Origin of the sequence: Proteus hauseri, assembly GCF_040139125.1 — a bacterium.
GTDB classification, from domain to species: Bacteria; Pseudomonadota; Gammaproteobacteria; order Enterobacterales; family Enterobacteriaceae; genus Proteus; species Proteus hauseri_B.
Map to the genome: position 1 here is coordinate 62,464 of NZ_JBEEUB010000013.1, position 21,107 is coordinate 83,570.

The window sequence follows — 21,107 nt, forward strand, 5'->3', positions numbered from 1 at the left end:
CTTATTTCATAAAAAATTACATGCTAAATAGAACCCTTTTCTAAGTATTTATCCTGAAAAATAGAAATGTAAGGTGTTTATCATGTAATGATCCGAAAACCATGAGGAAAGAAAATGATTCAAAATTTTAGGAGAAGAAATTTTTCTTCGGTGGTGACTCATTTATCACTAATAGCCTATATCTCAGTGATGATAACACCCGTTAACTCATTTGCTGAAGTTCCGTCCACACCTCCAGAAAACACAGGTAAATATCAGACAGATAAAAATAATTTGGAGGGAGTTACTGCTGGTCATGACACAGCTAAAGAGGCTTTAAATTTTTATAAAACATTACCAAGCCTAAATGTAGACTCGAAAGGTACTTCACAATTTGGTAAAGGTGAATCAGTCAATTTTAACAGTATTTATTATAAAGACAGCCTTGCTATGGGAGTAGATGATGTATCAAACGTCTATGGCAATGATAGCAAAACAAATGAAATTGGGTTTCATGAATCAAAAAAACTTAAAACAGAACAAAGCCCCAAGGGAGAGGCATACCGAACTTTAGTAGGGGCATCCCGTCATTCCTCAATTGACATTAACAAAGATGATGATGTTTTTAATGTTCATAACGATTTTCTCTCAAATGAAAAAAAATATTCCGATGCTATTTCAAAATGCGAAACAAAACAGGTATTTGAGGATTATGTAGATAAAAAGCACATACCTGATTATAAGGAGTGCACAAAAACAGTCGATGTGACAGGTGGTTACATAGTTAATCATCCATATTTAGCAGGTTTGGTATCTCATAATTCAGGTCCTGCAAATATTAAAACCTGTGGGGAGACATGTGTTGATATCTGGTTAGGAAAAGTAGGTGATGACTACTGGAAAGGTAACTGCCGAATATTTGAAGATTATATGTCTGTGAATGTTATTAACCCAACCGCTGTTATTAGCGCAAAAATAACCCGCGCTAAATGGGATGATTACATGCAAATCTATGCTGGTACAAGCACTGATCTTGAACAGGTATGGGGTGGACCACACGGAAAAGATGTTTTTCCACCTGAAACTCCTGGTCGTTGCGAACTTTCTACAAGTTGGGACCAGCAATTAGATGTTGATGTGACTGAAAAATTTAGTAAGGTCCAACCGTATGATGAAGTGTTTTTTAAAAACAGAGTTTCTGTAACTGGTGCAGGTGAAGGCTTTGCACAATTACGCATTCAATTTGATAAAAAAAAGGCACTTACTAACGATGTCTGGAGTTCGCCACAGCAAGGTGAATTTAACAAGGCAGTCAAAGCCATTAAAGAAGGATTTTGTCAGGATTACACTGTTGTTTGTCATGACACAATAATCCCCGATAAAGACGGTTGTGCTGTCATAGATGGTGTCAAACTCTGTAAAGAGGACTTCGTGCCACCGCCGTTAGATAAAATATCTCCATTCTGTAAGCGAGCAGAAGTGATCACGCATTGCGGTAAAGAGCATGGAGTTAACAACACATGTAAAAAATACGAGAAGCAAGGTTGTTCATTTATAAAGTCTCAATGTTTAACGGGAAAAGAAGGTGATATTGCTGGTTGCTGGCAATCTAGTGAAACATGGGATTGTGGAAAAGATGTTACCTTTAATAATGGCGCAGTCCATGAAAAGCTAATTTGTGACGGCGCGGTACAATGTCTAAATGGATCATGTTTACGTCCTTCATCTCAAGAGAATGGTGATTTTGCAACAGCGGCTGCTATGTTGAATGCGGCATCTTTTGCATTGGCAGATACTAATTGTGCTGATGCAGAAGAAGCAAACAACGGTGAATCTTCTTTGAATAAAGAGCAATGTGTCATTTTCAAAGGTGAAGCTCTGACATGCCGAACGGCAATGGGAGGATGGGTAGATTGTTGTGATCAACCGGTCGGTGTGAGCTGGATAGAATACGTACAGCTTTCAATGATGACTATGAGAGCGGCAGATGCTTTAGCGATAGAAGCAGGGTTGTTTGATGGTGGTGTAGGCTTATTTGATATGGCAAGCACAGCAGCTATGGATGCGGTGGAAGCTATTACAAAACCTGCTATTTCCGCTTTTAACTCTTTTGTCGGAAATGCCGGTGCTGAAGTAGCTCAAGGAGTCGCTGAAAAAGGCGTTGTCTCGATGACAACAGCAGCGCTTAACAACCTAACAACCAAAGTTGCCGAATGGACTGCAAACACCTTCGGTGAGGCTGTTACAAACGCTATTTTCCAATCCGCAGCTACTGAAGGCGGAAAAACCGCAACTCAATCATTAGCAGAAAACGGAGGGGCTAGCTCCGGTGCTTCAGTAGTGCAACTTTCATCAACGATCACAACAGCCATGTCAGTTGTCGGATATGCATACTTGGCATACCAAATGGCAAACCTATTGGTGAATATTATATGGGCTTGTACTGATGAAGAATTCAAACTGGCAATCAAAAAAGAAACTAAGTTAGCGACAAAGGTAGACAGTTGGTGTTCTAAGAAGGTTCTTGGCGCATGTATCGAAAAGAAAAGTAGCTACTGTGCGTATAACTCTCAGGTAGCCAGAATAATCACTGAGCACGTTAGAGGAACAATAGGATACGGTGATACAAAAAATCCGAATTGTGAAGGAATTACATTAGCAGATATGGATAAAGTAGACTTCACCAAAATAGACTTTTCTGAATGGACCGCAACTCTTAAAGAAGCCGACATGCTTCCTGATTTCAAAGAATTTGACCTCGATAAATATACGGGTTCTGGAAGTACACTCAATGCTGATGGAAAGCGAGTAAACTCTGTCGAGCGATTTACCAGAGGGGTTGAAGGTACAGATTTAGATGAAGTTAGACAAAGAGCGAAAACAAGGTTAAGTGTTAAAGATGAATAGATAAATAAATCCCGCTAATAAGCGGGATTTTTTTTATCTAAATTTATATACCTGACCATTCCGTATTATTTTTGGCTCACTTTTCAAATTGCTCGGCAAAAACAGTACGGTTTCAGGACCTAACTCAACACTAATTTTCTTGAATTCTTCCTCATACTTACCAGTATCGTGTAAATAATGAACACACTCATGATCCGTATAATTATATGAATACTTCAGATTAGTGAATGGTGCTTGATGCACATTTACATATAGATTCTGCTCGGAAATAGTTCTATTTTCTGTAACAGATACAAATTTAGCAGCGTTACATGCTAAAACATTTCCAGCCACTTCAGCTTTAATTGCATTTGATAAGTATTTATCAAAGACAGAGTTAATACGCTTCGTTTTCAAAAGCTGGTCACTGAAACTCAGCGGTATAGACCCCCATTCGGTTACTAGTAAACGACCTTCCATCATAGGTGCTCGTTCTTCAGGTGTGCTTGTATCAAAAGCTAAAAGCCCAAAAACAGGGTTTACTGTTGCAGCAAGGGTAAGATCCACTACATTTACTGCATTCTTGCTTTGTAAGGTGATTTCTCTTAACTGATCCATCCCTTTTGTATCGTTTACAACAATAGGTTCCTTAATCTTTTTTAATGAATTTCCTTTCTGACTTGGTACTAACACAGCAAAGATCGTGTAATTATCCGCATCATCATCCAGATTATTCAACCCTATTGATTTAGCAATTTTGAGAGCCTCACTTCCATTTTCAACCACTGGTTTTGAAGCCTCATTATTATATATCCAATTACTATTTTCATTATTAGCACAGCCGGATAACACTAATGAAAATAGAATCCCTGTAATCATTTTACAACTTTTCATTATTCACCCTTATTATTAATAAATTCATTTTCTTTAGATTCAGAGCAATATGGACATTTCATATTACAGGAATCCTCTGATTCGTGTGTAAGATAGATATATTTCTGCCGACACTCAAAACAGCCAGTTAAACCAATTATTCCATTTCGGTAATTGGTTGCGATTTGCCATGCCAAGTTCGGATCAATTATGTGTTTCTTTAATGGATCATCAAAGAAGCCACAATGAACATTAAATAAATGGCGGTATGCTTTATAAGCACCAACCAATTCTTCTATTTGCAATCTATTTTCTGGATCTTGTGCAGTCATTAAATATACATGTAAAAAATCAGTAGCAGATCGTTTATCATGTTGATTAGCTAATATAGTGCTAATTTTTCTTAGTCGTCCTAACGTAAAATCATTATCCTCATTATCAATTCCTGAATCATTTCGTAAACATCCATACATACGTGGAGATATTGCTGGAATCTCAGACAATATTACATTCTTTCTAAATCCAAGTTTTATCATATCAATTGCTAATTGATAATCTTCTGGCGCAATAGTTAATTTCATTTAAACACCTTTCCACATAAGCGCGCTCTAGATTTAAGATAGAATAATACATCATCATATTTTTTATGATAACCATCACTATCGACTAATCTAGTTGATATAATCGAAGGTCTGTAAATTGGAGAAATATTTATTTGCTTTGAATACAAAGAAAACAGTATTTCCTTAAAAGAAAACTTATTAATTGTATTATATGACTGACAATCATTAAACCAAAAGAAATGATTAGTATCTGTGCCAGACATGCTGTTAATAATTGCTGATTCAATTAGCATTGTTAAACGCAAAAATGAAACATCCAACAGAGATTTTTTAAAATTTGGGTCTTTCTTAGTATATAAAGACTGAGAATCCTCTTTATAGCTTAATATATAAGCAGGCACTTTCAATCCACTGAAAAAATCTCTCATAATGGAAAAATCTTCAACAAAACAGGTTTTATCAGAATTGACGACCACAAATGGATTATTATCAATTCTTTCAGAATTACTTAATAAACTGAAAAGTACATCAGTCATTTCAGTGTTGTAGCAATTTATTTTATTGTTCATTTTCTTTCAATCTTTTCCATATGAGCAGAACTGATTCACCATATTCTTTAGCTTTGTTCTTTAACGCTGGATTTGGTGTGTGATAATTACCGATGGCTTGCGCTATATCATTTGGAGATAGTTCAATCGCTCGACACAAGACCTTCGCTGATACCTCAATGTTCTTATCTACATCTAATAACTCAGAAGGGTCAGAAACATAATTACTACCGTTCCAACGCCAATTAATTTGTGTAATACCGATATCAGTCAATGCTGAAACGCTTACATATTCCCGCACTTTTCGGACAGCATCATCTCGGTTCACCGGATAATAAGAGCCCATAATTGGGTTATTTAAAGCATAGCGATGGGGTGCAACAAAGGATTTATCGCCTGTTCTATGGGAGCTCTCTTTAAGAGCAATAGCATAGAGTAAAAGCGGATCGAGGTTACATTGTTTAGCGTGCTTTTCCCACGAGGTATTAGTTAAATCTACAACAGCAGCCTCGCAAATCGCAGCATTAAAAATGCTTAAAAACAGAAGAAAGCGTTTCATCCTCCCCTCACTTATTCTGAGCATATACGTATATATCAGTATAAATTATAGTAAGACATACATTAGTCGTCAACACACTAACTACGACTAATGCAATTTATTATACATTTATTTACAGTATGCGTAAACAGAGAGAGAATGAAATTTCACATATATTCAATACGTTATATAATCAAAATAATTATTGGCATGATACTTATAATCCAAAGAAATTAATAACATTCACATTAAGTCGAAAATAGGTGTTTTATGGCTTATGAAAGACAATTCTTTCTTCTGCACCAAAATTGTTATCGGCACATTTTCAAAAAACATTAAGTCACCAAGGGGGTTTTGGTGACTTAATGTATCTCAGATATTAAGTCACCAAAACGGTAGTTACGACTTAATGTAATCGGGCTATTAAGTCACCAATAGGGTAGTTACGGTATAATTAGTTTATGTTAAAATAACTTTTTCTGAACCTTTTCTGGAGTGCTGAAATTCATGTCAGTATCATATGAAGATGCGTTATTGCTAAAGCTGGAAGCAATCCTTGCTGACTGTGAGGAAGCCATAACTGTATGCGCTGATAATGCGGTAAATCTGATCCAACAGTTTATGCAAGAAATAAATAACAAAGAGTTATTCTCCCCATACCTGCCAGTAATTCATAACGACAGGGGCTCAGTACGGATTCGATGGGGAATGGTTGTGATGAACAAGGCAACTAAAAAAATTGGCTCTATGCGCAATGCTCCAACCACAGGTAATGGCGATTTTGACATACGCTATTTTTCAATTCGGTCTGATGAAGTACGCCAGCTTATTCAAAAATACGAGGATAAGTTTAAAATTATCAGGGCTGACATTAAGCAAACCAAAAATATTACTAAGTCATTGAAAATGAGAATTACACATTTGAAAAAGGGCACAAGAAAAACGGCTATCGGTGTTACTAGCTGAATTTTATGTTTTTTTTGGTTTACTGTGAGCCGTAGGCGATCTTTTAGGGGGTACTGTGAGCCGTAGGCGATCTTTTAGGGGGTACTGTGAGCCGTAGGCGATCCTTTCCCTGTCTTTAAAAACAGCGTAGGGGCGATTTTGAGAGGATTTCCACATATCATCGTGGGTAAGCACTGACATACAGGCTAGAGTGGCTCAGAATCGCTTAGACGAAGCATATATGATATTAAAAGCCACTACTTGCATCCATTCACTTTTTTCAGCCATTTTGTGCAGTATTTTACGAATAAGTAGAGGCTTTCCCTTTGGTGAAGATAGCCAGACACAATAAGCTCTGACTATTTTTCTGTAATTTAATATTGAAACTTAATTAATTAATCTTTTCCATATATCCATACTTGAATCTGCTGATATTTTGATTACATCCCAATTAATACCATAATTACAATCATGGTTATTTTTAAGTGACTCCAAAACATCTAAACAAAATTCCTTTTTATCATCATCATTTAAATTAAAATAGAAAACATCAAGATCAGTTTTATTAAATTCATCTAATTCTGTTTCACTATCCCAACCGGAAACAATACTTGTATGAATATCTTCAGCACACCACGTTACTGAGAAAAAGTCTTTCTCAGTAACAGTATATTCCTCAACGCCTATATTCGACTTACTTATTATTTTACGCGCTTCCTTTTCTGACTTTGCCTGTACATCAAATGAAGCCAGCACATAGTTATTGTTATTAAGGTTAACTTTATACGATACATTATAGGTATTCATGACTCATCCTCGTTTAATTATTATTAGCTGTGTAATTAATTAGATTTGTGAATTAATACTATATTCGTATAAAGCTGAAAGCAATATATTTGTAAAAATGATAAATACAATACCATTACTTATTTAAATACAACAATTCATTATATAATTGATTACCAAATTAACAGGATTAAATTAAACCATAATAATTCATTTTTAATTAAACAATGAAGTTTCCATTTTGACAAATATATATATTTATTGGTATTTGCTTGATATGGTATTACTTCTATTTTTTTCTCGCATAACGTATTTCATATAAAAAATTTAATTGGATTTTATTAATGAACCTTAATACCAATACTAATATCATCGAATCAATTGAGATAGACAGAGTAATTGCGATCCGAGAACATGCTATTAGCCTATATAAAGAATCACTCTCTAAAGCAGCAGAGGCAATCGAAATAATAAAAACAATCCCCAATACCAATAATCATTTTCCTCACCAATGCATAGAGGACGATTTAATTGATTTACAATATCCTAGAAATACTAATGATGATGATGACAGAACACGGTTTGAACTTTGGTTAGACAGAAAGATATGGCAAATGTTTATTGATAAATCTGGTATCAAAACAATCATGAGCAATAAACAAATAGAGAAATTACAATACGATCTTTACAATATGAAATCTCCGGTGTTTAACCTCGAAAATGCATCATGCACTTTTACAAGTTTAAGTGTTAATCGCGCTGATTCATTCAAGAATGGATTAATGGATGTATTGCAATCAGTTTCATGGGATTACAAAAGCAACAATCCCCGCTGTCTTGGAAAAAAAATAATAATAGATAATGCCATTACAGTAGGTAAGTATTCAACAAGGTTTAATAAGACTGATACAGTTAATGACTTAGTTAGAATATTTTGCCTTCTTGAACAAAAACCTATTCACGAATTTCAAAATAGTGTTGGGCTATATATATCTGATAATGTGCAAACTAATAATAAAAATTTTGAAACTGAATTTTTCTTCGTTAAGTGGTACAAAAAAGGCACAATGCATCTATTATTTAAAAGTGAAAGTTTGATAAACAATACTAATGATTTGATCGCAAAACTTTTCCCCTCAGCATTGCCGCCTTTGTGAAACACATTCACAGTCAAGGTATCGAGGTATATCTACACACATCAGATATACCTCAATTAATCCTCACACAGTAACACCACACAGTACAAGCCACATATAAACCTCAGTTACGCATCACACCAACATCTAAATGATATATTTTCATTTTCATTATGATTTTTACACCCTGATATTTCTCAAATTAATCTCACATCAACCTCTTGCGACACTCAAGTTCCACTGTTAAAATTACAAACATACTCAATATCGCATCAAATAAATCTCAGATGCATCACATTAACAATTAGAGGCTTCAAATGCGTATTTATATAGATGATGGTTCTACTAACATAAAAATGCTGTGGGAACAGGATCAGGAAGGTGAAGTAATTAAAATTAGTCCTAACAGCTTCAAACGCGGTTGGGGTACGGCTTTTGGTACTGGCAAACCATTCAACTATACCGTTGATAACGAGAAGTATTCATTCGATATTATTGATCCTGACAATTTGCCAACTAACAACGTAGCTTGGCAGTATAGCCCTCTAAACGCAGTTGCAGTGCAACATGCACTTCAGATTAGCGGTTTACCTCCCCAAGAGGTTGAAATCGTTGTCACTCTACCATTGGCAGAATTTTACGATCAGGATGCGCAATATCGAATGGATAACATCCAACGCAAAAAAGATAACTTAATGCGCGAAGTTAAAGTAAGCCGAAATGAACCTTTCAAAATCAAAAAAGTAACCGTTCGTCCTGAGTCGATTCCTGCGGGCATATCATTGTGTGATGAATTAAGACCCAATCATTCTGTACTGATTATTGATATTGGAGGCACCACAACTGATATCTCAATGGTTTCAGGTCAAATGACGTCTGTATCACGCATTTTTGGTGATCCTACGCTTGGCGTATCGTTGGTGACTAACGAAGTCAAAAGAGCTCTGGCGAACGCTTCAACAGAAACATCCAGCTATAACGCAGATCAACTCATTATTAACCGGCACGATGAAAACTATCTGTTAGATAACATCAACAGCGTTGATGATATTCAGATGGTAAAAGATGCCATGAACAGCAGTATTGAACGACTCAATACCCGAGTGCTCGATGCGATCAGCACCTTTAAGGGCTATACACATGTCATGGTTATTGGTGGTGGAGCTGCGCTTTCCGCTGATGCAATCAGAAAGAAAATAGCAATCCAACCAGAACGTTTCTACGTGGCTGAAGAACCTCAGTTTGCTTTGGTTCGGGGTCTGAAATTATTAGGATAACGTTATGAAACAAGAGCGTAAAAAGATAATTTTGTATCTTCGTCCCGAACTCAGCGAGGCTGATAAATTCGCAATTAAAAAGATTGAAGAATCGCCGGTTCAAACTGAAGCAGTACGTACAGCGTTACTGGCAGGGATCGCATTAGGGGAAATTGATGATAGATTGCCTTCTTTGCTGGCTTCAATTCTATCAGACAGGACAAAGGCTGATACCTTCAAAGTAATGTTAGATTCCTTTCTAACTGTTGATAGTGACGGCACTCATGCTCACAATAAAGTAAATTTGAGTCAGGCAAAACGGGCGTTACTGACTGATAAAGTAAAAATAGAGAAGGAGCCCCCAAGTCAGGCAGCACAGAATTTGAAAGGTTCATTACCAGATTGATGGGTGGTGTATGTCCGAACAAGTGTATGGTGAGACTTTAAAGTTCTTCGCCGATTGGCAGAAACACGAAAAGAAACGTTCCTGTCTTAACTTTCAAAAGGTAGTTTCCAGATCTGGCGTTCCTACCCTTAACATCGAGATAGCACCTCTTGAAAAGGATGGAACTGCAAGATGGGAACAGAAAATGACTATTCAGTTATCCTTAAAAGAATTGACTCAACTCACTGCATTAGTTCTTCTATCAAAGAAGTATATTGATAATCTAGATGCCCGATATCATGGGGGTCATAGAAACAAAGGGTTGTCTGTCTTTGATAATGGCAAGTCAGGAATGATTTTCTTGATCTCTGAAGCAGGACAGACGCTAGAACACGGTATAGATCAATACCAACGTTTGGAACTTGCTGTGTTCATCGTACAGCAGCTATCCGCAGCGTTAAAAATAAGTTATGCATGTACTGTTGTAACGCTAAAAAGTCTGTATTTGAACGACACTCATTAACTGAGAAGCCTAAACATTTGTTTGGGCTTTTTTTTCAATCATAAATGAATTTACATTTTTAGCTCTGAACAGCGAGAGACATGAAAACTTGTTTTCGTGTCGGTGTCGCTGTTGAACAAACGAGCAAAGCGAGTGCGTTAGAAAGCATAAGAAAATTGTCCACAGTGAAGCACATCTTAGCATATTAAGATCTTTTCTTTCTTTTTAGATCTTAAAACATTAAAACCTTAGATATGGGGATATATTCATACTAATCATTTAGTTACGATATTAAAGGTCGTCGCTGATGCAGTGAAAGGTCGTCGCTGATGCAGTAAAAGGTCGCCCTTGATGCAGTGAAAGGTCGCCGTTGATGCAGTGAAAGGTCGCCGTTGATGCAGTGAAAGGTCGTCACTTGTAAAGTATGTGCGGTTAATTATTAACCAAGGCTCGTTATTTAATCAAAAAAATCCTATCCTATTAATTAATATTAGTTTATTTTCTAATTTTGTTGTGGATAAGTACGATTTTCTTAAATGTTTTGTAATATTCCACTACCGAAAAAGTATATTTTTGATTTGCTGCAAAAGGTCGCCGTTGATGCAGTTAATCAATAAAAAGGTATTTTTCTGCTGGTGGCTAAAGGTCGCCGCTGATGCAGTATAAATATATACTTCTATCATAATTTAATCCATATATATCAACATGTTATACAAAAGGTCGCCGTTGGTGCAGTATAGTCATAAAAAAAGGTACTTTTCTATTAAAGGCTAAAGGTCGCCACTTGTGCAGTATATAACGGTGTAAATGCTTAAAATAAATCCTTATATATCATATTGTTACACTAAAGGTCGCCGTTGATGCAGTACGGTCATAAAAAAAGGTATTTTTCTGCTGGTGGCTAAAGGTCGTCGCTAATGCAGTATAGAATGGTGTAAGCATGTATATATAATCCTTATATATCAATCGGTTATGCTAAAGGTCGTCATTGGTGCAGTATGATCATAAAAAAAAGTTACTTTTCTGTTTAAGGTAAAAGGTCGTCGTTGATGCAGTATAGAGTAGTATGGTGGACTTCATTAACTTACTGTTTATCAGTATGTTAACGAAAGGTCGTGACATATGCAGTTTGTCATATGGAAATTTCGTTAACTGACTTGGCAATAAGCCGTCATGGAAGTATTGCTAATGTGAGAGGTAACATACTTTATGTATTTATTATCACAACGTTAAGGCTATTTTCGTCTGGTGTTCAATACTCCACCAGCTACGTATTACTTTAAAGGTCACTTTGCTTTTAGACAAAACAACCTTTAGAATATATACCTATCATGTTGGAATTGAGTCTTTTATGATGAAAAAGAAGCAAATCAGTAACTTAACACTTTATACTAATGTTCGTCATTCTGATGATTTCAATCTTTCTCTCGCCAGCTTACCTATACCGGCGAAAAGAGTGCTGTTTCTTATTCTCGCTCAGATATCTGATCCTAGAGAATCTGTTGATGAAGATGAAATATGCTTTGAGGTTAAAGCTAAGGAGTATGCTGAAATTTGTGACGTGGACCTTTCAACTGCGTATAAATCCCTTCCACTCGCCGTAGATACTCTGTTGAGCTCTCACATATATGAAGATCTAAGTGAGGAAGGTTTTAAACGAGCTTCAAAAACAAACATTACAACGAGTGCTACATATTACTTTGACGAAGGCTACTGCAAAATATTCTTTAACCGTAGGGTATTTCCCTATTTCTTTGAATTATCAAAAAAATTCACGACACAAAACCTTTTTTATGTAGCTAGATTATCGGATGCTAGTTTGGCAAATCTATATCAGCTAATTATGAAACGGTACTCTAAACGTAATACTATTGCCGAATATAAAACGTCTTTCACAATTGGAGTTGACGAACTTAAGGACGAAATGTGGCTGTTCAATATAGATAAGAAAGGCAATAAGGAATATCTCTATCAAAGCTATAAGTATTTTGGTCAGTTTTTAAAGCGGCTGGCGGTTAGTTTGGGTGAACAAACGAATATCAAGGATGTTTCAATTGCGATTGAGTCACGTAAAGGACGCAAGGCTTCTGTGTTACGCATATCCTATGTTATTCACAATGAAAAAGTGGGTAGTTCTATGCCTACCGATAAGGAACTGGACGAGCTCGAAAAGCAGATAGGTTTATTATAGTAATGATGTATAAAAATAAACGATTACAAGAAAAAATTACTCAGTTCAGTTTGCAGAACCCGAATTATAAAAAAAATGCTATGTTGAACCATATTCAGGATGATTTATTTGAAATGAAATCATCAGGCATGTCTTGGAATGCGATTATGGATGCTTTACCGGCTTACGGCTTGATGGTCAGTGATAGCAGTTTTAAAAAATTTTTGAAGAAATCCAGAGAACAAGAATAATAGCATGATCGGTCATATTTCATTTTGTAAAAGTCGCAATGAAATATGCCAACATACAAAAGATGGTGTAGTTACATGGGCGTTCCACCTTGAATAGCCGCGCCTAGAGAAAAGGGGGAGAAAAAAAGAGAAAAAGAGAGAAAAAAGCGCGAGTCAGGGGCGCAGATGTCTAAGTTTCGCTCCTGTATTTGTTGAACGCTTATTTGTATGTTGGCATATTTGGTTATGATACTTTCTTTCTATGAACAGGAGTTTCATGTGATGCTTGATAGCTATATTGGTTCATTGCTGAAGTACCTCCACCAGCTTGACTCTCTTTTTCGAGATACAAAGGTAATTTCAGCCCTTACCTGTGTCATTCCACCGGTAGAAAATGGTTGTGATGATATCGGTAAATGCATTGAGCCGGTTGTGAATTGGGGTCCTCATGCCTATACATCGGTTATCTCATGTTGGCAGGACTTATACATTTCTCCGCTGTACTCACAAAAGTTTGCGAGGCGAACAGCCGGATATGTACAGTTATCAACTGAGGCTATGGAACTTGCTGATCATCTAATCAAAATTAATACCGTAAAAAACAATATCAGAAGCACGATTGTCGCACTGCCAAAATCTGAGCGCTTCACCATTTTGCGTAAACATCTGAGCAACGTAATGACACTGCATTTGTACCGGAACATTCCTGTATTTAACTCTGACGATGTGATCACTCATGCATCATATACGTGGGGCTTAAAAGGACTCATGCAGAAAACAGACCCTGTTAAGCTTTATCAGCTCATAGCAGACATAGCAAAAGGCAACGCTGAGTTACAGGACTTAATGGATAAAATCCAAGAGTGCCCTGCTAATAGGCTCAGAATAAAGCGTAGCGTTACGCCGCAGCCGATCTGCAACCTAACCTTTGCCAGTGGGAAAAAACGCTGCATAAACGCTCCTGTGCCGTTTTTGATAGTGCAGGATAAGGATTTTAAAGTAAGTCCCCTGCCATTGTTTACTACTGAAGCAGACAGACAGGAGCGTTCTGACAAACACAAAACGACTCTCCTTGGCGTGTTTAGGGGGCAACAGATAATTAAGTTGGAAAAATGATGAAGAAAAAAACACAACGGGAATTCTCAACAGCTCGTTTTTACTTTTGTGCTTCAGTTGCCATGTTTTCGTTGATGGGGTGCGGCTCATTGGAAGAACGTGAAAGAGCTGCGTTTGAACTCGTAACAAATGAACCAAACCAAGAGAATATTCAATCTTATCTGAAGCTGGCTGAAGAACTACAAAGAAAGCAGGTTGATGAAGCCAGACAAGCGGCAGATGCGGCTACGTATGAGCGAGACAAAGAGCTCAATGAATATTTCAAACAGTATGGGAGGACCTATAAAAAATGATGAACAACACAGCGTTGTTACAGCACATAGCCTCTGAATTTATAGCCCATTCAGGAGTTCCTGCGAAACCGGCGTTTGATAAAATTAGTGCAGGTGATGAAACATTCATTAATGAACTGTCACCATCGGATCTGCTTGAACTACTCGAAAACCCCCTGCCTATTATCATCAATACTTTGACCGGTGAGCCTCATTCCGCAATACATTGCCACAGTGACGATATATTGCCTGACTGTAAAAACTATGCATATGGGATAGGGTATGAGTCTGTTACTGCTTTGTTTGTATTGGTAGAGGGGATTGAGAGTTACTATCTCGCGCTTAAAGCAAAAGCATATCTGAAGAACCAAAATTATTTGCCGTTCCTGATAAAATTTAACGGTTTAGACAAACATCCTGACTGCCAAAATCTATACTATTAATCACAGAGAAATAATTATGAAATTAGCCTACCCACGTACCAAAGAAAACTACATCCTTAAAGAATTACGTTTGTATGCCCTTACTGAAATATTTGTAACCCCGCCAGTTGTGACCGGTGATATCTATAGCGTAGATCTAGCACTGCTGCATATTATGACCCCTAACAATCACTTTAAAGATGAAAGTAAAATAGCGTGTCTAAAACATTCCTATACACATGGCGAAAAGGTTTCACCACTATCGGTTTCAGTCGTCATTGTTGATGGGCTCCCTAAACTGGCTGTTTTGGATGGATACCAACGTTACTGCGCACTGATGGAAATAGTTGCTGAAGGTGGTCAAATTGAAGGGGTGGACGTAAAAGAAGCGTGATGCTGGTGGTGATTATGCCGAGTGTGGTTCTGAAGGTTAGAATGATTCTACATAGCTGAAGTTACGTACCTAAACCACTAGCTTGATATTTTCTTATTTTAAGAACACAATACTGTTTATTTGTACAGTATTGGGCAGGGTATGAAATTAACCATATGCAACGTTGAGAAAACACTTCCGCTTCCTTATTTCGCGGATCTAGTACAAGCCGGTTTCCCGTCACCGGCGAGTGATTACTTAGAGGACCGTATTGATTTAAACACTTTACTGATCAAGCACCCATCAGGCACATACTTTTTACGAGTATCAGGTACTTCTATGATGGACGCACAAATTCTAGATGGAGATATCGTCATAGTAGATAGTTCGATTGATGCAAAACACGGAGATATCGTCATTGCTTCTCTCGATGGAGAGTTTACGATAAAACGACTACAAACCAGCCCTGTTATTGCCCTTATACCCATGAACAGCAACTACTCACCGATATACATCAGTGAGGGTGAAGAATTGAGTATATTCGGCACTGTGACTTACATTATCCACAAGGCGAGATAATGTTTGCCTTAGTTGATGTAAACAGTTTCTACGCCAGTTGTGAGCGGATTTTTCGCCCTGATATTGCCAATAAGCCGGTTATTGTTTTATCAAACAATCACCCATACACTTTTACTTCCACTCTCTAACTATACACGTTTGACAATGTGAGAATGTCCACTATTGTGTTTACAGACTGAATGAATTGGATATCACCACATGGCAATCGTATACGAGATCAAAACAACAGAAATAAAACCATTCACGTATAGAACCCCTCTAATTACGCCTGATGAAAATGGTGAACTATCTATTAAATACTCTCGACAACAACCTAAGCATATTAAAAAGGTTGTTTTGTTGAATTTGGTTGGTAGAAACACTAATGGCGATATAGTCTCATACGAACCAATGGAACAAGTTAATCGCTTTTTACTAGCACACCACCTAAATGACAATAAGCAAGAGTCAGAACAATACAGTAAAGGCTTAGTTCACTACTTTTCATTCTTATTAGAATTACAGCGCTTGTGGGACTCTGAATACGACGAAGACCTTTACGAAGAATTTATTGATCTGCCTAGACCTAGCTGGGATAAATTCCCATTTAGAAAAAGTGATAAAGCTACGTACCAATACCGAGAGGCTCTAATAAAGGCTGTACTTGAGCCTGACACCCCAAACCATGCGATAGCCAGAACTACAGCAATTGCATATATGGGTGCTGTAGTTAAGTTTTACTCTTTCCACATCAGAAATGGCTACAAGTTTAACAATCCTCCCTTTGAGCACGAGGTTGTTTCTATACAATATCAGGGAGGCAGTACAAGCATCGGTGCCTACTTGAGTAAAGATATACACACAACAGATCTGCGGTTGAATTTAGGAAAATCTAAACGTAATGACGGTGGCGCACTATCATCAGCTAGACGAGATTTAAAACCCCTAACAAATAAAGAATGGCTTGCCGTAGAGGATATTCTCACCAATACACGTCGAGTTATCAAAAAAGTTGCTGGTGAAACAACTACTTCCAACTTATCAATTGAATATTGCCTGTTCTTTCTTGTCGCACGATACACAGGGCTTAGAAAGGAAGAAGTGGCTAGCCTTCACAAAGGTCAAGTGGCAAAGCCTGATGAAGATAAGAAAGCAATGAAGCTTGGTGTTGGCGGTCAATACGGCTCATTAACAAAAACCGCTGGATCAGGTAATAAATCTAGGCAAACAATCATCCCCACCCGAATTATGCACCTTTTGTACGAATACACTAGAAGTGATAGATATAAGAAGCGTATCTCGAAATTCAAAGAACATTGTGAACTTAAGCGTCAAAAAGGCGAACTAGGATACTTTGATGGGGAGGATGGAGTAGATGATACAAAAGAGTATTTATTCATTAGCCAAACTGGTGTCCCACTTTTCACTAAACTTCCCGAGGCCAACGCCAGATGGAATGAAATTAGAGCCACTGTAAATATATTGTCTGGGTTTAACCTAACAGCAACTATACACAATCTTAGAGCTACATTTGCGGTATCACTTTTTAGGCTCCTTTTGAGGCGTGTAACTCCTGACAAAGCACTTGCTTTAGTGAGTGAGTGCCTTGGGCACGGTGAAGAGTCCGTAACGTTAATATACCTTAAAATCGCTCAAGACGAACCTACAGGCGATGAAATTTATGAAGATATCCTTGAATTTATAGGTGCATTTGAAGATGCTGATATAAGTGGTATGGAGAGCCAATAATGCCAAAACATAATACCAGAAAGAGAAAATATCTACTTCCAGGTAAAAACTTAATAAAAGGCAAGGCCGAAGTTAAAACCTTACATTTAGCCGATATGGTTATATGTGTAAACGGCAGTATTCTTCGTTTTGAAAGGTTTGCTTTTAAATCCTGTCCAGTATTGTTTCGAGGTTTCAGAAAGGTTGAAACTAGTCAGTTCACTGACATGAAACGAAGCAGTTTTGTGCGTCAAATATACTCTTTGCTAAGTGAGAACGTCACCTCTACCACAGCCTCTAGATATGAAACGCTAATAAAATACGTTAGGTGGGTGGATGATAGTAACGACACTGAATTAATCGATAAAGCCATGTTTCACTGGGAACTAATTGATGGATTCATGACATGGTGTGGGAGGCAAAACAGTAAGGGATTACTTTCTCGACCTGTCTGGGGGAGGCACAGAACAAATATTTCATGGCTTTTAAAGCAATTAAATAGGACGCAGGATACCAAAAGACTTCCTAAAATATCAAATGTTTCAGGACACACGACACCCCACAAAAGTCTTGATATTGAGAGAGAATTAAAACCGATCACAAAAAGGTTGTTTAACTCGTACTTTAAGCTTTTAGAACACTATAATGCTGGCACAATGCCTGAAAAACATCCGCTTTATGATAAAGAATTGCTAGAACTAATAGCCCAAAAAAAAGGGATAAAAGGCAGTGACAGAGTTGCCCATTTTGCTGCGTTTTCAAGAGCAGTACAACCCAGCTCAGGGCATAAAAACAACCCCATCACAAAAATAGCAATGATGCTGTGCTATTTGTTTACGGGAATGAATACAACGCCTTTAGCTAAGATGAAAATTTCAGACGTTAATTTCAAAGAGGTGCAGGGTGGAAAGTACATTCTGGATTCCGTGAAAGGTAGAGCTCAACACCAAGAGCAAGATAACGCACTTGGTTTCAGTAAACACGCAAAGGACTTCATTGAAAGCTGGTTAAATGTAGCTAAAAGCATGGCAAATGGTGATAGCAACAGCCCTCTCTTCCCCTACTATAGTAAAGATGGTCAGATAAAGCTTTACTCTGAAATAGGTAGTTCCCCCCATGCAAGCATCAACAAACTATTGACCAGACTGGACTTCCCTAAAATAACCCCTTCAATACTCAGAAAAACCAAAATGGACACTCTGTTTCAAGCAACAGAGTCTGTTTATCTTGTTGCAATGTCGGCAAACAACAGCATTAAAGTTGTTTCATCACAGTATTTACATGGGACATCTGGAGAGCACGAAAAAAAATTAAATGCGGCAATGGATGCTAAATTTTCCAACGCTAAAGGCGTTGATATCAACACCGCAGTTGAAGAGGCTAAATACAAACATTCAAACATTCTTGATCATTATGAGTATGAAGCACTGAGAGAGGGCTCTAACAGGTCTCATGAAGCAAGAACCCCTACAGGGATACGTTGTAATGATAATAAACAAGGTGCTGTAAAAACCATAAATAAAATGCTAGAGCGTATCGGAGTTGAAATGAATTCTGATGAAGAAGCTTGCACCAGCTTTCTTGATTGCTTTGAGTGTGAGCACCATTCATTGGTCTCTGATGTAACAGATATATGGCTAATGATGTCATTCAAGGAAACATTACAAGAGCTTGAAGTAACACCTGCAATTAACTCAATGCCACCTAAGAAAATGAATACACTATTAAACACCATTGAAACTATTCTAGGAGGATTTAGAGATAAATCTCCAGAAAATTATAAGCAAGCCTATGAGCTACAAAAACAAACATCACACCCCTTGTATTCGAATATCTACAGTCTAAATGATCTGCATGAGGTGTTTTCATGATCTCAGTATTAAAACATAATTTAGCTTCAGTACCAGATTATGACGAAAACATACCAGTAAGTAGTTACAGTGATGGCAGTGTTGAAAGCTACATTTTTGATAAAAAGTGGAAGTTTAGCGGCGCTATTCAAGTAGGCGTTGGTGGTCTAACAGATATCTCTTTTTCACGGATTGACATGAAATACCGAAAGTACATTCAGTCCACACTCGCATACATCATGGATGAATATAAACAAAAGAACAAAACGCATCCAACTATCGGACAACTTCAACACTGGAAGAATGGGCTGAAATATATTGTTCAAAGCCTTGGCGAGTGTAACTGGAACCTTCTATCAGACGACAGAATATTCAAGCAATTCAAGAAATCTTTCAGTGAGCTAGCAATTAAAAGGAGCCTTTCTCAAACACTAATCAACAATGTAGTAACCACTTTTGGTCTGCTAAATAGCCTGAACCTGTGCCATAGGATTGTAACGATAAAAAGCTTAAACATACAAAGTATAAAGCCAACCAAGCAATACATTGCAATTCCAACGAATATCTACCAACAAATACTTAATGATGCTATCTCAACAGTAGAGTCACTGCACCCCCATCGTCATGAAATATCGGCTCTTATGAACCGAATTCAGACTATATACGACGAAGAAAAAAATCGAAAAGACAGATCGTCTTCTCTAGGCCAGATAAACGACAGGACTCGTAATAGAATTCGGAAGATAGGTCATAACATTCCTGATTTTAAGCTTACTCGTGACGGCACAAACATTTCTAATATTCTGACTCCCTGTGCGATAGTTTTACTGGCATTTAGCGGTGTAAGAGTTGGAGAGTTAAATAGCTTTACTAAAGATAGTTACGAAGAAAGGGAAGGAGAACACGGCGATAACATATGCTTTTTGAAAGGTGAAACTACTAAAACAGTCAATGGTATTCCTAAAAAAGAAGTATGGCAAACACACCGCATATCTAAAGATGCACTTGAGTTAGCCTATGACTGCACAGCATATCTTCGCACAACCTACATAGATGATGTGAACAAGCAATACACTGAACAAAAGATCAATTTAGATGAGTACAAAAAAACCTTACGGGTGCTAGAGTCTGTATTTCTGCCAGTAACACTAGGAGGCTCTAAAAAGACCAACTACAGCTCAACGGCTGCACGCTCAAAAAACCTCAAGTCTTATTTGGAACAACTAAATATTAAAGCAACAAAAGAAGATGTTGATTCATTCAATACCCTTAACCCTTCATGGCACGGAGAACTCAAAGAAGGTCAATTCTTACCTAAGATCAGTGCTCATGACTTTAGACGAACATTCGCAGTATTCTTTAAGCGTTATGGATTTGGAACAACGTCAACAATCAAGTTTCAATATAAACACAGAAATATAAACATGTCCGAATAGGGGTCTGAGGTCCAACCATGCGAAAAACCACGTTAAGAAAGCAACCTTCTGAAAAGGCGACGTTTATCAGTTTTTTTTCCGGCCATAAAGGGGGCGGAAATTATTCCCTGCACGGGTATTCGCAAGGATTTCGGTAGTGCTCTGGCTCTGCCCCCCATAACCTGGCGGACAGAGCATGATTGGGAAAGCGGTACCCTCACGGCAGAAACGATTGACGCAGGCTATATTTCTATTATTCTGGAAATATAGATAAAGGAGGTATTATGGATTTAAACACTGCTGCAAACGCACTTCGAGAACTGGGCCACCCGACACGTCTCAGCATATACCGGGAGCTGGTCAGGGCGGGTCATGAAGGCCTGCCGGTTGGCGAACTGCAGAAGCACCTTGAGATTCCTGCCTCCACGCTCAGCCATCATCTTTCAGCGCTGATATCCGCTGGACGGCACTGTTGCAAATAGTCGGTGGTGATAAACTTATCATCCCCTTTTGCTGATGGAGCTGCACATGAACCCATTCAAAGGCCGGCATTTTCAGCGTGACATCATTCTGTGG

The 21,107-nt window shown here is 37.7% G+C and carries 21 protein-coding genes and 2 pseudogenes; 18 read left to right on the forward strand and 5 right to left on the reverse strand.

Features of this window, described 5'->3' with window-relative positions:
• Positions 1 to 114 precede the first annotated feature (114 nt).
• The gene (gene traN / locus ABN099_RS17700; protein ID WP_053083867.1) at positions 115 to 2,886 is read left to right on the forward strand and encodes a conjugal transfer mating pair stabilization protein TraN; all 2,772 of its coding nucleotides are present in this window, start codon (positions 115 to 117) and stop codon (positions 2,884 to 2,886) included.
• Between the two features lie 33 nt (positions 2,887 to 2,919).
• On the opposite strand, the gene ABN099_RS17705 is transcribed toward traN, so the two are convergent.
• Genes ABN099_RS17705 through ABN099_RS17720 form a run of 4 tightly spaced genes read right to left on the reverse strand, consistent with a single transcriptional unit; the run spans position 2,920 to position 5,408 of the window.
• Positions 2,920 to 3,759 carry a hypothetical protein gene (locus tag ABN099_RS17705; RefSeq protein ID WP_135017167.1) on the reverse strand — a complete coding sequence of 280 codons (840 nt, stop codon included), beginning with the start codon at positions 3,757 to 3,759 and terminating at the stop codon, positions 2,920 to 2,922.
• Positions 3,759 to 4,319 (reverse strand): FlhC family transcriptional regulator, encoded by a 561-nt coding sequence (locus tag ABN099_RS17710; protein ID WP_023159982.1) that lies wholly within the window; start codon positions 4,317 to 4,319, stop codon positions 3,759 to 3,761. Before ABN099_RS17710 ends, ABN099_RS17705 begins: the two co-directional genes overlap by 1 nt.
• Positions 4,316 to 4,870, reverse strand: a complete 555-nt coding sequence (locus ABN099_RS17715) for a hypothetical protein (protein WP_135017168.1) — start codon at positions 4,868 to 4,870, stop codon at positions 4,316 to 4,318. The genes ABN099_RS17710 and ABN099_RS17715 overlap by 4 nt, the downstream gene beginning before the upstream one ends.
• The gene (locus ABN099_RS17720) at positions 4,860 to 5,408 is read right to left on the reverse strand and encodes a transglycosylase SLT domain-containing protein (protein ID WP_135017169.1); all 549 of its coding nucleotides are present in this window, start codon (positions 5,406 to 5,408) and stop codon (positions 4,860 to 4,862) included. The genes ABN099_RS17715 and ABN099_RS17720 overlap by 11 nt, the downstream gene beginning before the upstream one ends.
• 486 nt (positions 5,409 to 5,894) lie before the next feature.
• Between ABN099_RS17720 and ABN099_RS17725 the strand changes: the two genes are divergently transcribed.
• A complete protein-coding gene (locus ABN099_RS17725) occupies positions 5,895 to 6,353 on the forward strand; it encodes a hypothetical protein (RefSeq protein WP_135017170.1) in 459 nt (152 codons plus the stop codon).
• Between the two features lie 366 nt (positions 6,354 to 6,719).
• Here the strand turns inward: ABN099_RS17725 and ABN099_RS17730 are convergent, their stop codons facing one another.
• Entirely contained in the window at positions 6,720 to 7,139 is a 420-nt protein-coding gene (locus ABN099_RS17730; RefSeq protein WP_071547978.1) for a hypothetical protein, read from the reverse strand.
• Positions 7,140 to 7,462: 323 nt separating this feature from the next.
• Between ABN099_RS17730 and ABN099_RS17735 the strand changes: the two genes are divergently transcribed.
• The 16 genes and pseudogenes from ABN099_RS17735 to ABN099_RS17810 all read left to right on the forward strand — a co-directional run.
• On the forward strand, positions 7,463 to 8,275 hold the full coding sequence (locus tag ABN099_RS17735) for a DUF4942 domain-containing protein (RefSeq protein WP_048609135.1): 813 nt from the start codon (positions 7,463 to 7,465) through the stop codon (positions 8,273 to 8,275).
• 296 nt (positions 8,276 to 8,571) lie between these two features.
• Entirely contained in the window at positions 8,572 to 9,531 is a 960-nt protein-coding gene (gene parM / locus ABN099_RS17740; RefSeq protein ID WP_135017171.1) for a plasmid segregation protein ParM domain-containing protein, read from the forward strand.
• A gap of 4 nt (positions 9,532 to 9,535) precedes the next feature.
• On the forward strand, positions 9,536 to 9,916 hold the full coding sequence (locus ABN099_RS17745) for a plasmid partitioning/stability family protein (protein WP_072070758.1): 381 nt from the start codon (positions 9,536 to 9,538) through the stop codon (positions 9,914 to 9,916).
• A 10-nt stretch (positions 9,917 to 9,926) separates the two neighbouring features.
• On the forward strand, positions 9,927 to 10,418 hold the full coding sequence (locus ABN099_RS17750; RefSeq protein ID WP_023159976.1) for a hypothetical protein: 492 nt from the start codon (positions 9,927 to 9,929) through the stop codon (positions 10,416 to 10,418).
• Between the two features lie 1,330 nt (positions 10,419 to 11,748).
• Positions 11,749 to 12,588, forward strand: coding sequence for a replication initiation protein (locus ABN099_RS17755; RefSeq protein WP_135017164.1), 840 nt, complete (start codon positions 11,749 to 11,751; stop codon positions 12,586 to 12,588).
• Positions 12,589 to 12,590: 2 nt separating this feature from the next.
• On the forward strand, positions 12,591 to 12,818 hold the full coding sequence (locus ABN099_RS17760) for a hypothetical protein (RefSeq protein ID WP_071547973.1): 228 nt from the start codon (positions 12,591 to 12,593) through the stop codon (positions 12,816 to 12,818).
• Positions 12,819 to 13,079: 261 nt separating this feature from the next.
• Positions 13,080 to 13,913 carry a DNA replication terminus site-binding protein gene (locus ABN099_RS17765; protein WP_210840173.1) on the forward strand — a complete coding sequence of 278 codons (834 nt, stop codon included), beginning with the start codon at positions 13,080 to 13,082 and terminating at the stop codon, positions 13,911 to 13,913.
• Positions 13,910 to 14,206, forward strand: coding sequence for a hypothetical protein (locus tag ABN099_RS17770; protein ID WP_135017162.1), 297 nt, complete (start codon positions 13,910 to 13,912; stop codon positions 14,204 to 14,206). Before ABN099_RS17765 ends, ABN099_RS17770 begins: the two co-directional genes overlap by 4 nt.
• Positions 14,203 to 14,628 (forward strand): hypothetical protein, encoded by a 426-nt coding sequence (locus tag ABN099_RS17775; protein ID WP_135017161.1) that lies wholly within the window; start codon positions 14,203 to 14,205, stop codon positions 14,626 to 14,628. The genes ABN099_RS17770 and ABN099_RS17775 overlap by 4 nt, the downstream gene beginning before the upstream one ends.
• A 16-nt stretch (positions 14,629 to 14,644) precedes the next feature.
• Positions 14,645 to 15,001 (forward strand): hypothetical protein, encoded by a 357-nt coding sequence (locus tag ABN099_RS17780; RefSeq protein ID WP_135017160.1) that lies wholly within the window; start codon positions 14,645 to 14,647, stop codon positions 14,999 to 15,001.
• Between the two features lie 141 nt (positions 15,002 to 15,142).
• Positions 15,143 to 15,559: a translesion error-prone DNA polymerase V autoproteolytic subunit gene (gene umuD / locus ABN099_RS17785; RefSeq protein ID WP_135017159.1), complete on the forward strand. Its 417-nt coding sequence runs from the start codon at positions 15,143 to 15,145 to the stop codon at positions 15,557 to 15,559.
• A pseudogene (locus ABN099_RS17790) lies at positions 15,559 to 15,657 on the forward strand (hypothetical protein); the annotation flags it as partial. The gene umuD and the pseudogene ABN099_RS17790, both read left to right, overlap by 1 nt.
• Positions 15,658 to 15,757: 100 nt before the next feature.
• Complete coding sequence (locus ABN099_RS17795) at positions 15,758 to 17,287, forward strand: tyrosine-type recombinase/integrase (protein ID WP_135017158.1); 1,530 nt, start codon at positions 15,758 to 15,760, stop codon at positions 17,285 to 17,287.
• A complete protein-coding gene (locus ABN099_RS17800; protein ID WP_135017157.1) occupies positions 17,287 to 19,137 on the forward strand; it encodes a hypothetical protein in 1,851 nt (616 codons plus the stop codon). The genes ABN099_RS17795 and ABN099_RS17800 overlap by 1 nt, the downstream gene beginning before the upstream one ends.
• Positions 19,134 to 20,552, forward strand: a complete 1,419-nt coding sequence (locus tag ABN099_RS17805) for a hypothetical protein (RefSeq protein ID WP_149055508.1) — start codon at positions 19,134 to 19,136, stop codon at positions 20,550 to 20,552. Before ABN099_RS17800 ends, ABN099_RS17805 begins: the two co-directional genes overlap by 4 nt.
• Before the next feature lie 263 nt (positions 20,553 to 20,815).
• Positions 20,816 to 20,995, forward strand: a pseudogene (locus tag ABN099_RS17810) (ArsR/SmtB family transcription factor); the annotation flags it as partial.
• Between the last annotated feature and the right edge of the window lie 112 nt (positions 20,996 to 21,107).

Coding starts and splice junctions, on each gene's coding strand:
- traN (WP_053083867.1), top strand. CDS start 115: ATGATTCAAAATTTTAGGAGAAGAAATTTTTCTTCGGTGGTGACTCAT.
- ABN099_RS17705 (WP_135017167.1), bottom strand. CDS start 3,759: ATGAAAAGTTGTAAAATGATTACAGGGATTCTATTTTCATTAGTGTTA.
- ABN099_RS17710 (WP_023159982.1), bottom strand. CDS start 4,319: ATGAAATTAACTATTGCGCCAGAAGATTATCAATTAGCAATTGATATG.
- ABN099_RS17715 (WP_135017168.1), bottom strand. CDS start 4,870: ATGAACAATAAAATAAATTGCTACAACACTGAAATGACTGATGTACTT.
- ABN099_RS17720 (WP_135017169.1), bottom strand. CDS start 5,408: ATGAAACGCTTTCTTCTGTTTTTAAGCATTTTTAATGCTGCGATTTGC.
- ABN099_RS17725 (WP_135017170.1), top strand. CDS start 5,895: ATGTCAGTATCATATGAAGATGCGTTATTGCTAAAGCTGGAAGCAATC.
- ABN099_RS17730 (WP_071547978.1), bottom strand. CDS start 7,139: ATGAATACCTATAATGTATCGTATAAAGTTAACCTTAATAACAATAAC.
- ABN099_RS17735 (WP_048609135.1), top strand. CDS start 7,463: ATGAACCTTAATACCAATACTAATATCATCGAATCAATTGAGATAGAC.
- parM (WP_135017171.1), top strand. CDS start 8,572: ATGCGTATTTATATAGATGATGGTTCTACTAACATAAAAATGCTGTGG.
- ABN099_RS17745 (WP_072070758.1), top strand. CDS start 9,536: ATGAAACAAGAGCGTAAAAAGATAATTTTGTATCTTCGTCCCGAACTC.
- ABN099_RS17750 (WP_023159976.1), top strand. CDS start 9,927: ATGTCCGAACAAGTGTATGGTGAGACTTTAAAGTTCTTCGCCGATTGG.
- ABN099_RS17755 (WP_135017164.1), top strand. CDS start 11,749: ATGATGAAAAAGAAGCAAATCAGTAACTTAACACTTTATACTAATGTT.
- ABN099_RS17760 (WP_071547973.1), top strand. CDS start 12,591: ATGATGTATAAAAATAAACGATTACAAGAAAAAATTACTCAGTTCAGT.
- ABN099_RS17765 (WP_210840173.1), top strand. CDS start 13,080: ATGCTTGATAGCTATATTGGTTCATTGCTGAAGTACCTCCACCAGCTT.
- ABN099_RS17770 (WP_135017162.1), top strand. CDS start 13,910: ATGATGAAGAAAAAAACACAACGGGAATTCTCAACAGCTCGTTTTTAC.
- ABN099_RS17775 (WP_135017161.1), top strand. CDS start 14,203: ATGATGAACAACACAGCGTTGTTACAGCACATAGCCTCTGAATTTATA.
- ABN099_RS17780 (WP_135017160.1), top strand. CDS start 14,645: ATGAAATTAGCCTACCCACGTACCAAAGAAAACTACATCCTTAAAGAA.
- umuD (WP_135017159.1), top strand. CDS start 15,143: ATGAAATTAACCATATGCAACGTTGAGAAAACACTTCCGCTTCCTTAT.
- ABN099_RS17795 (WP_135017158.1), top strand. CDS start 15,758: ATGGCAATCGTATACGAGATCAAAACAACAGAAATAAAACCATTCACG.
- ABN099_RS17800 (WP_135017157.1), top strand. CDS start 17,287: ATGCCAAAACATAATACCAGAAAGAGAAAATATCTACTTCCAGGTAAA.
- ABN099_RS17805 (WP_149055508.1), top strand. CDS start 19,134: ATGATCTCAGTATTAAAACATAATTTAGCTTCAGTACCAGATTATGAC.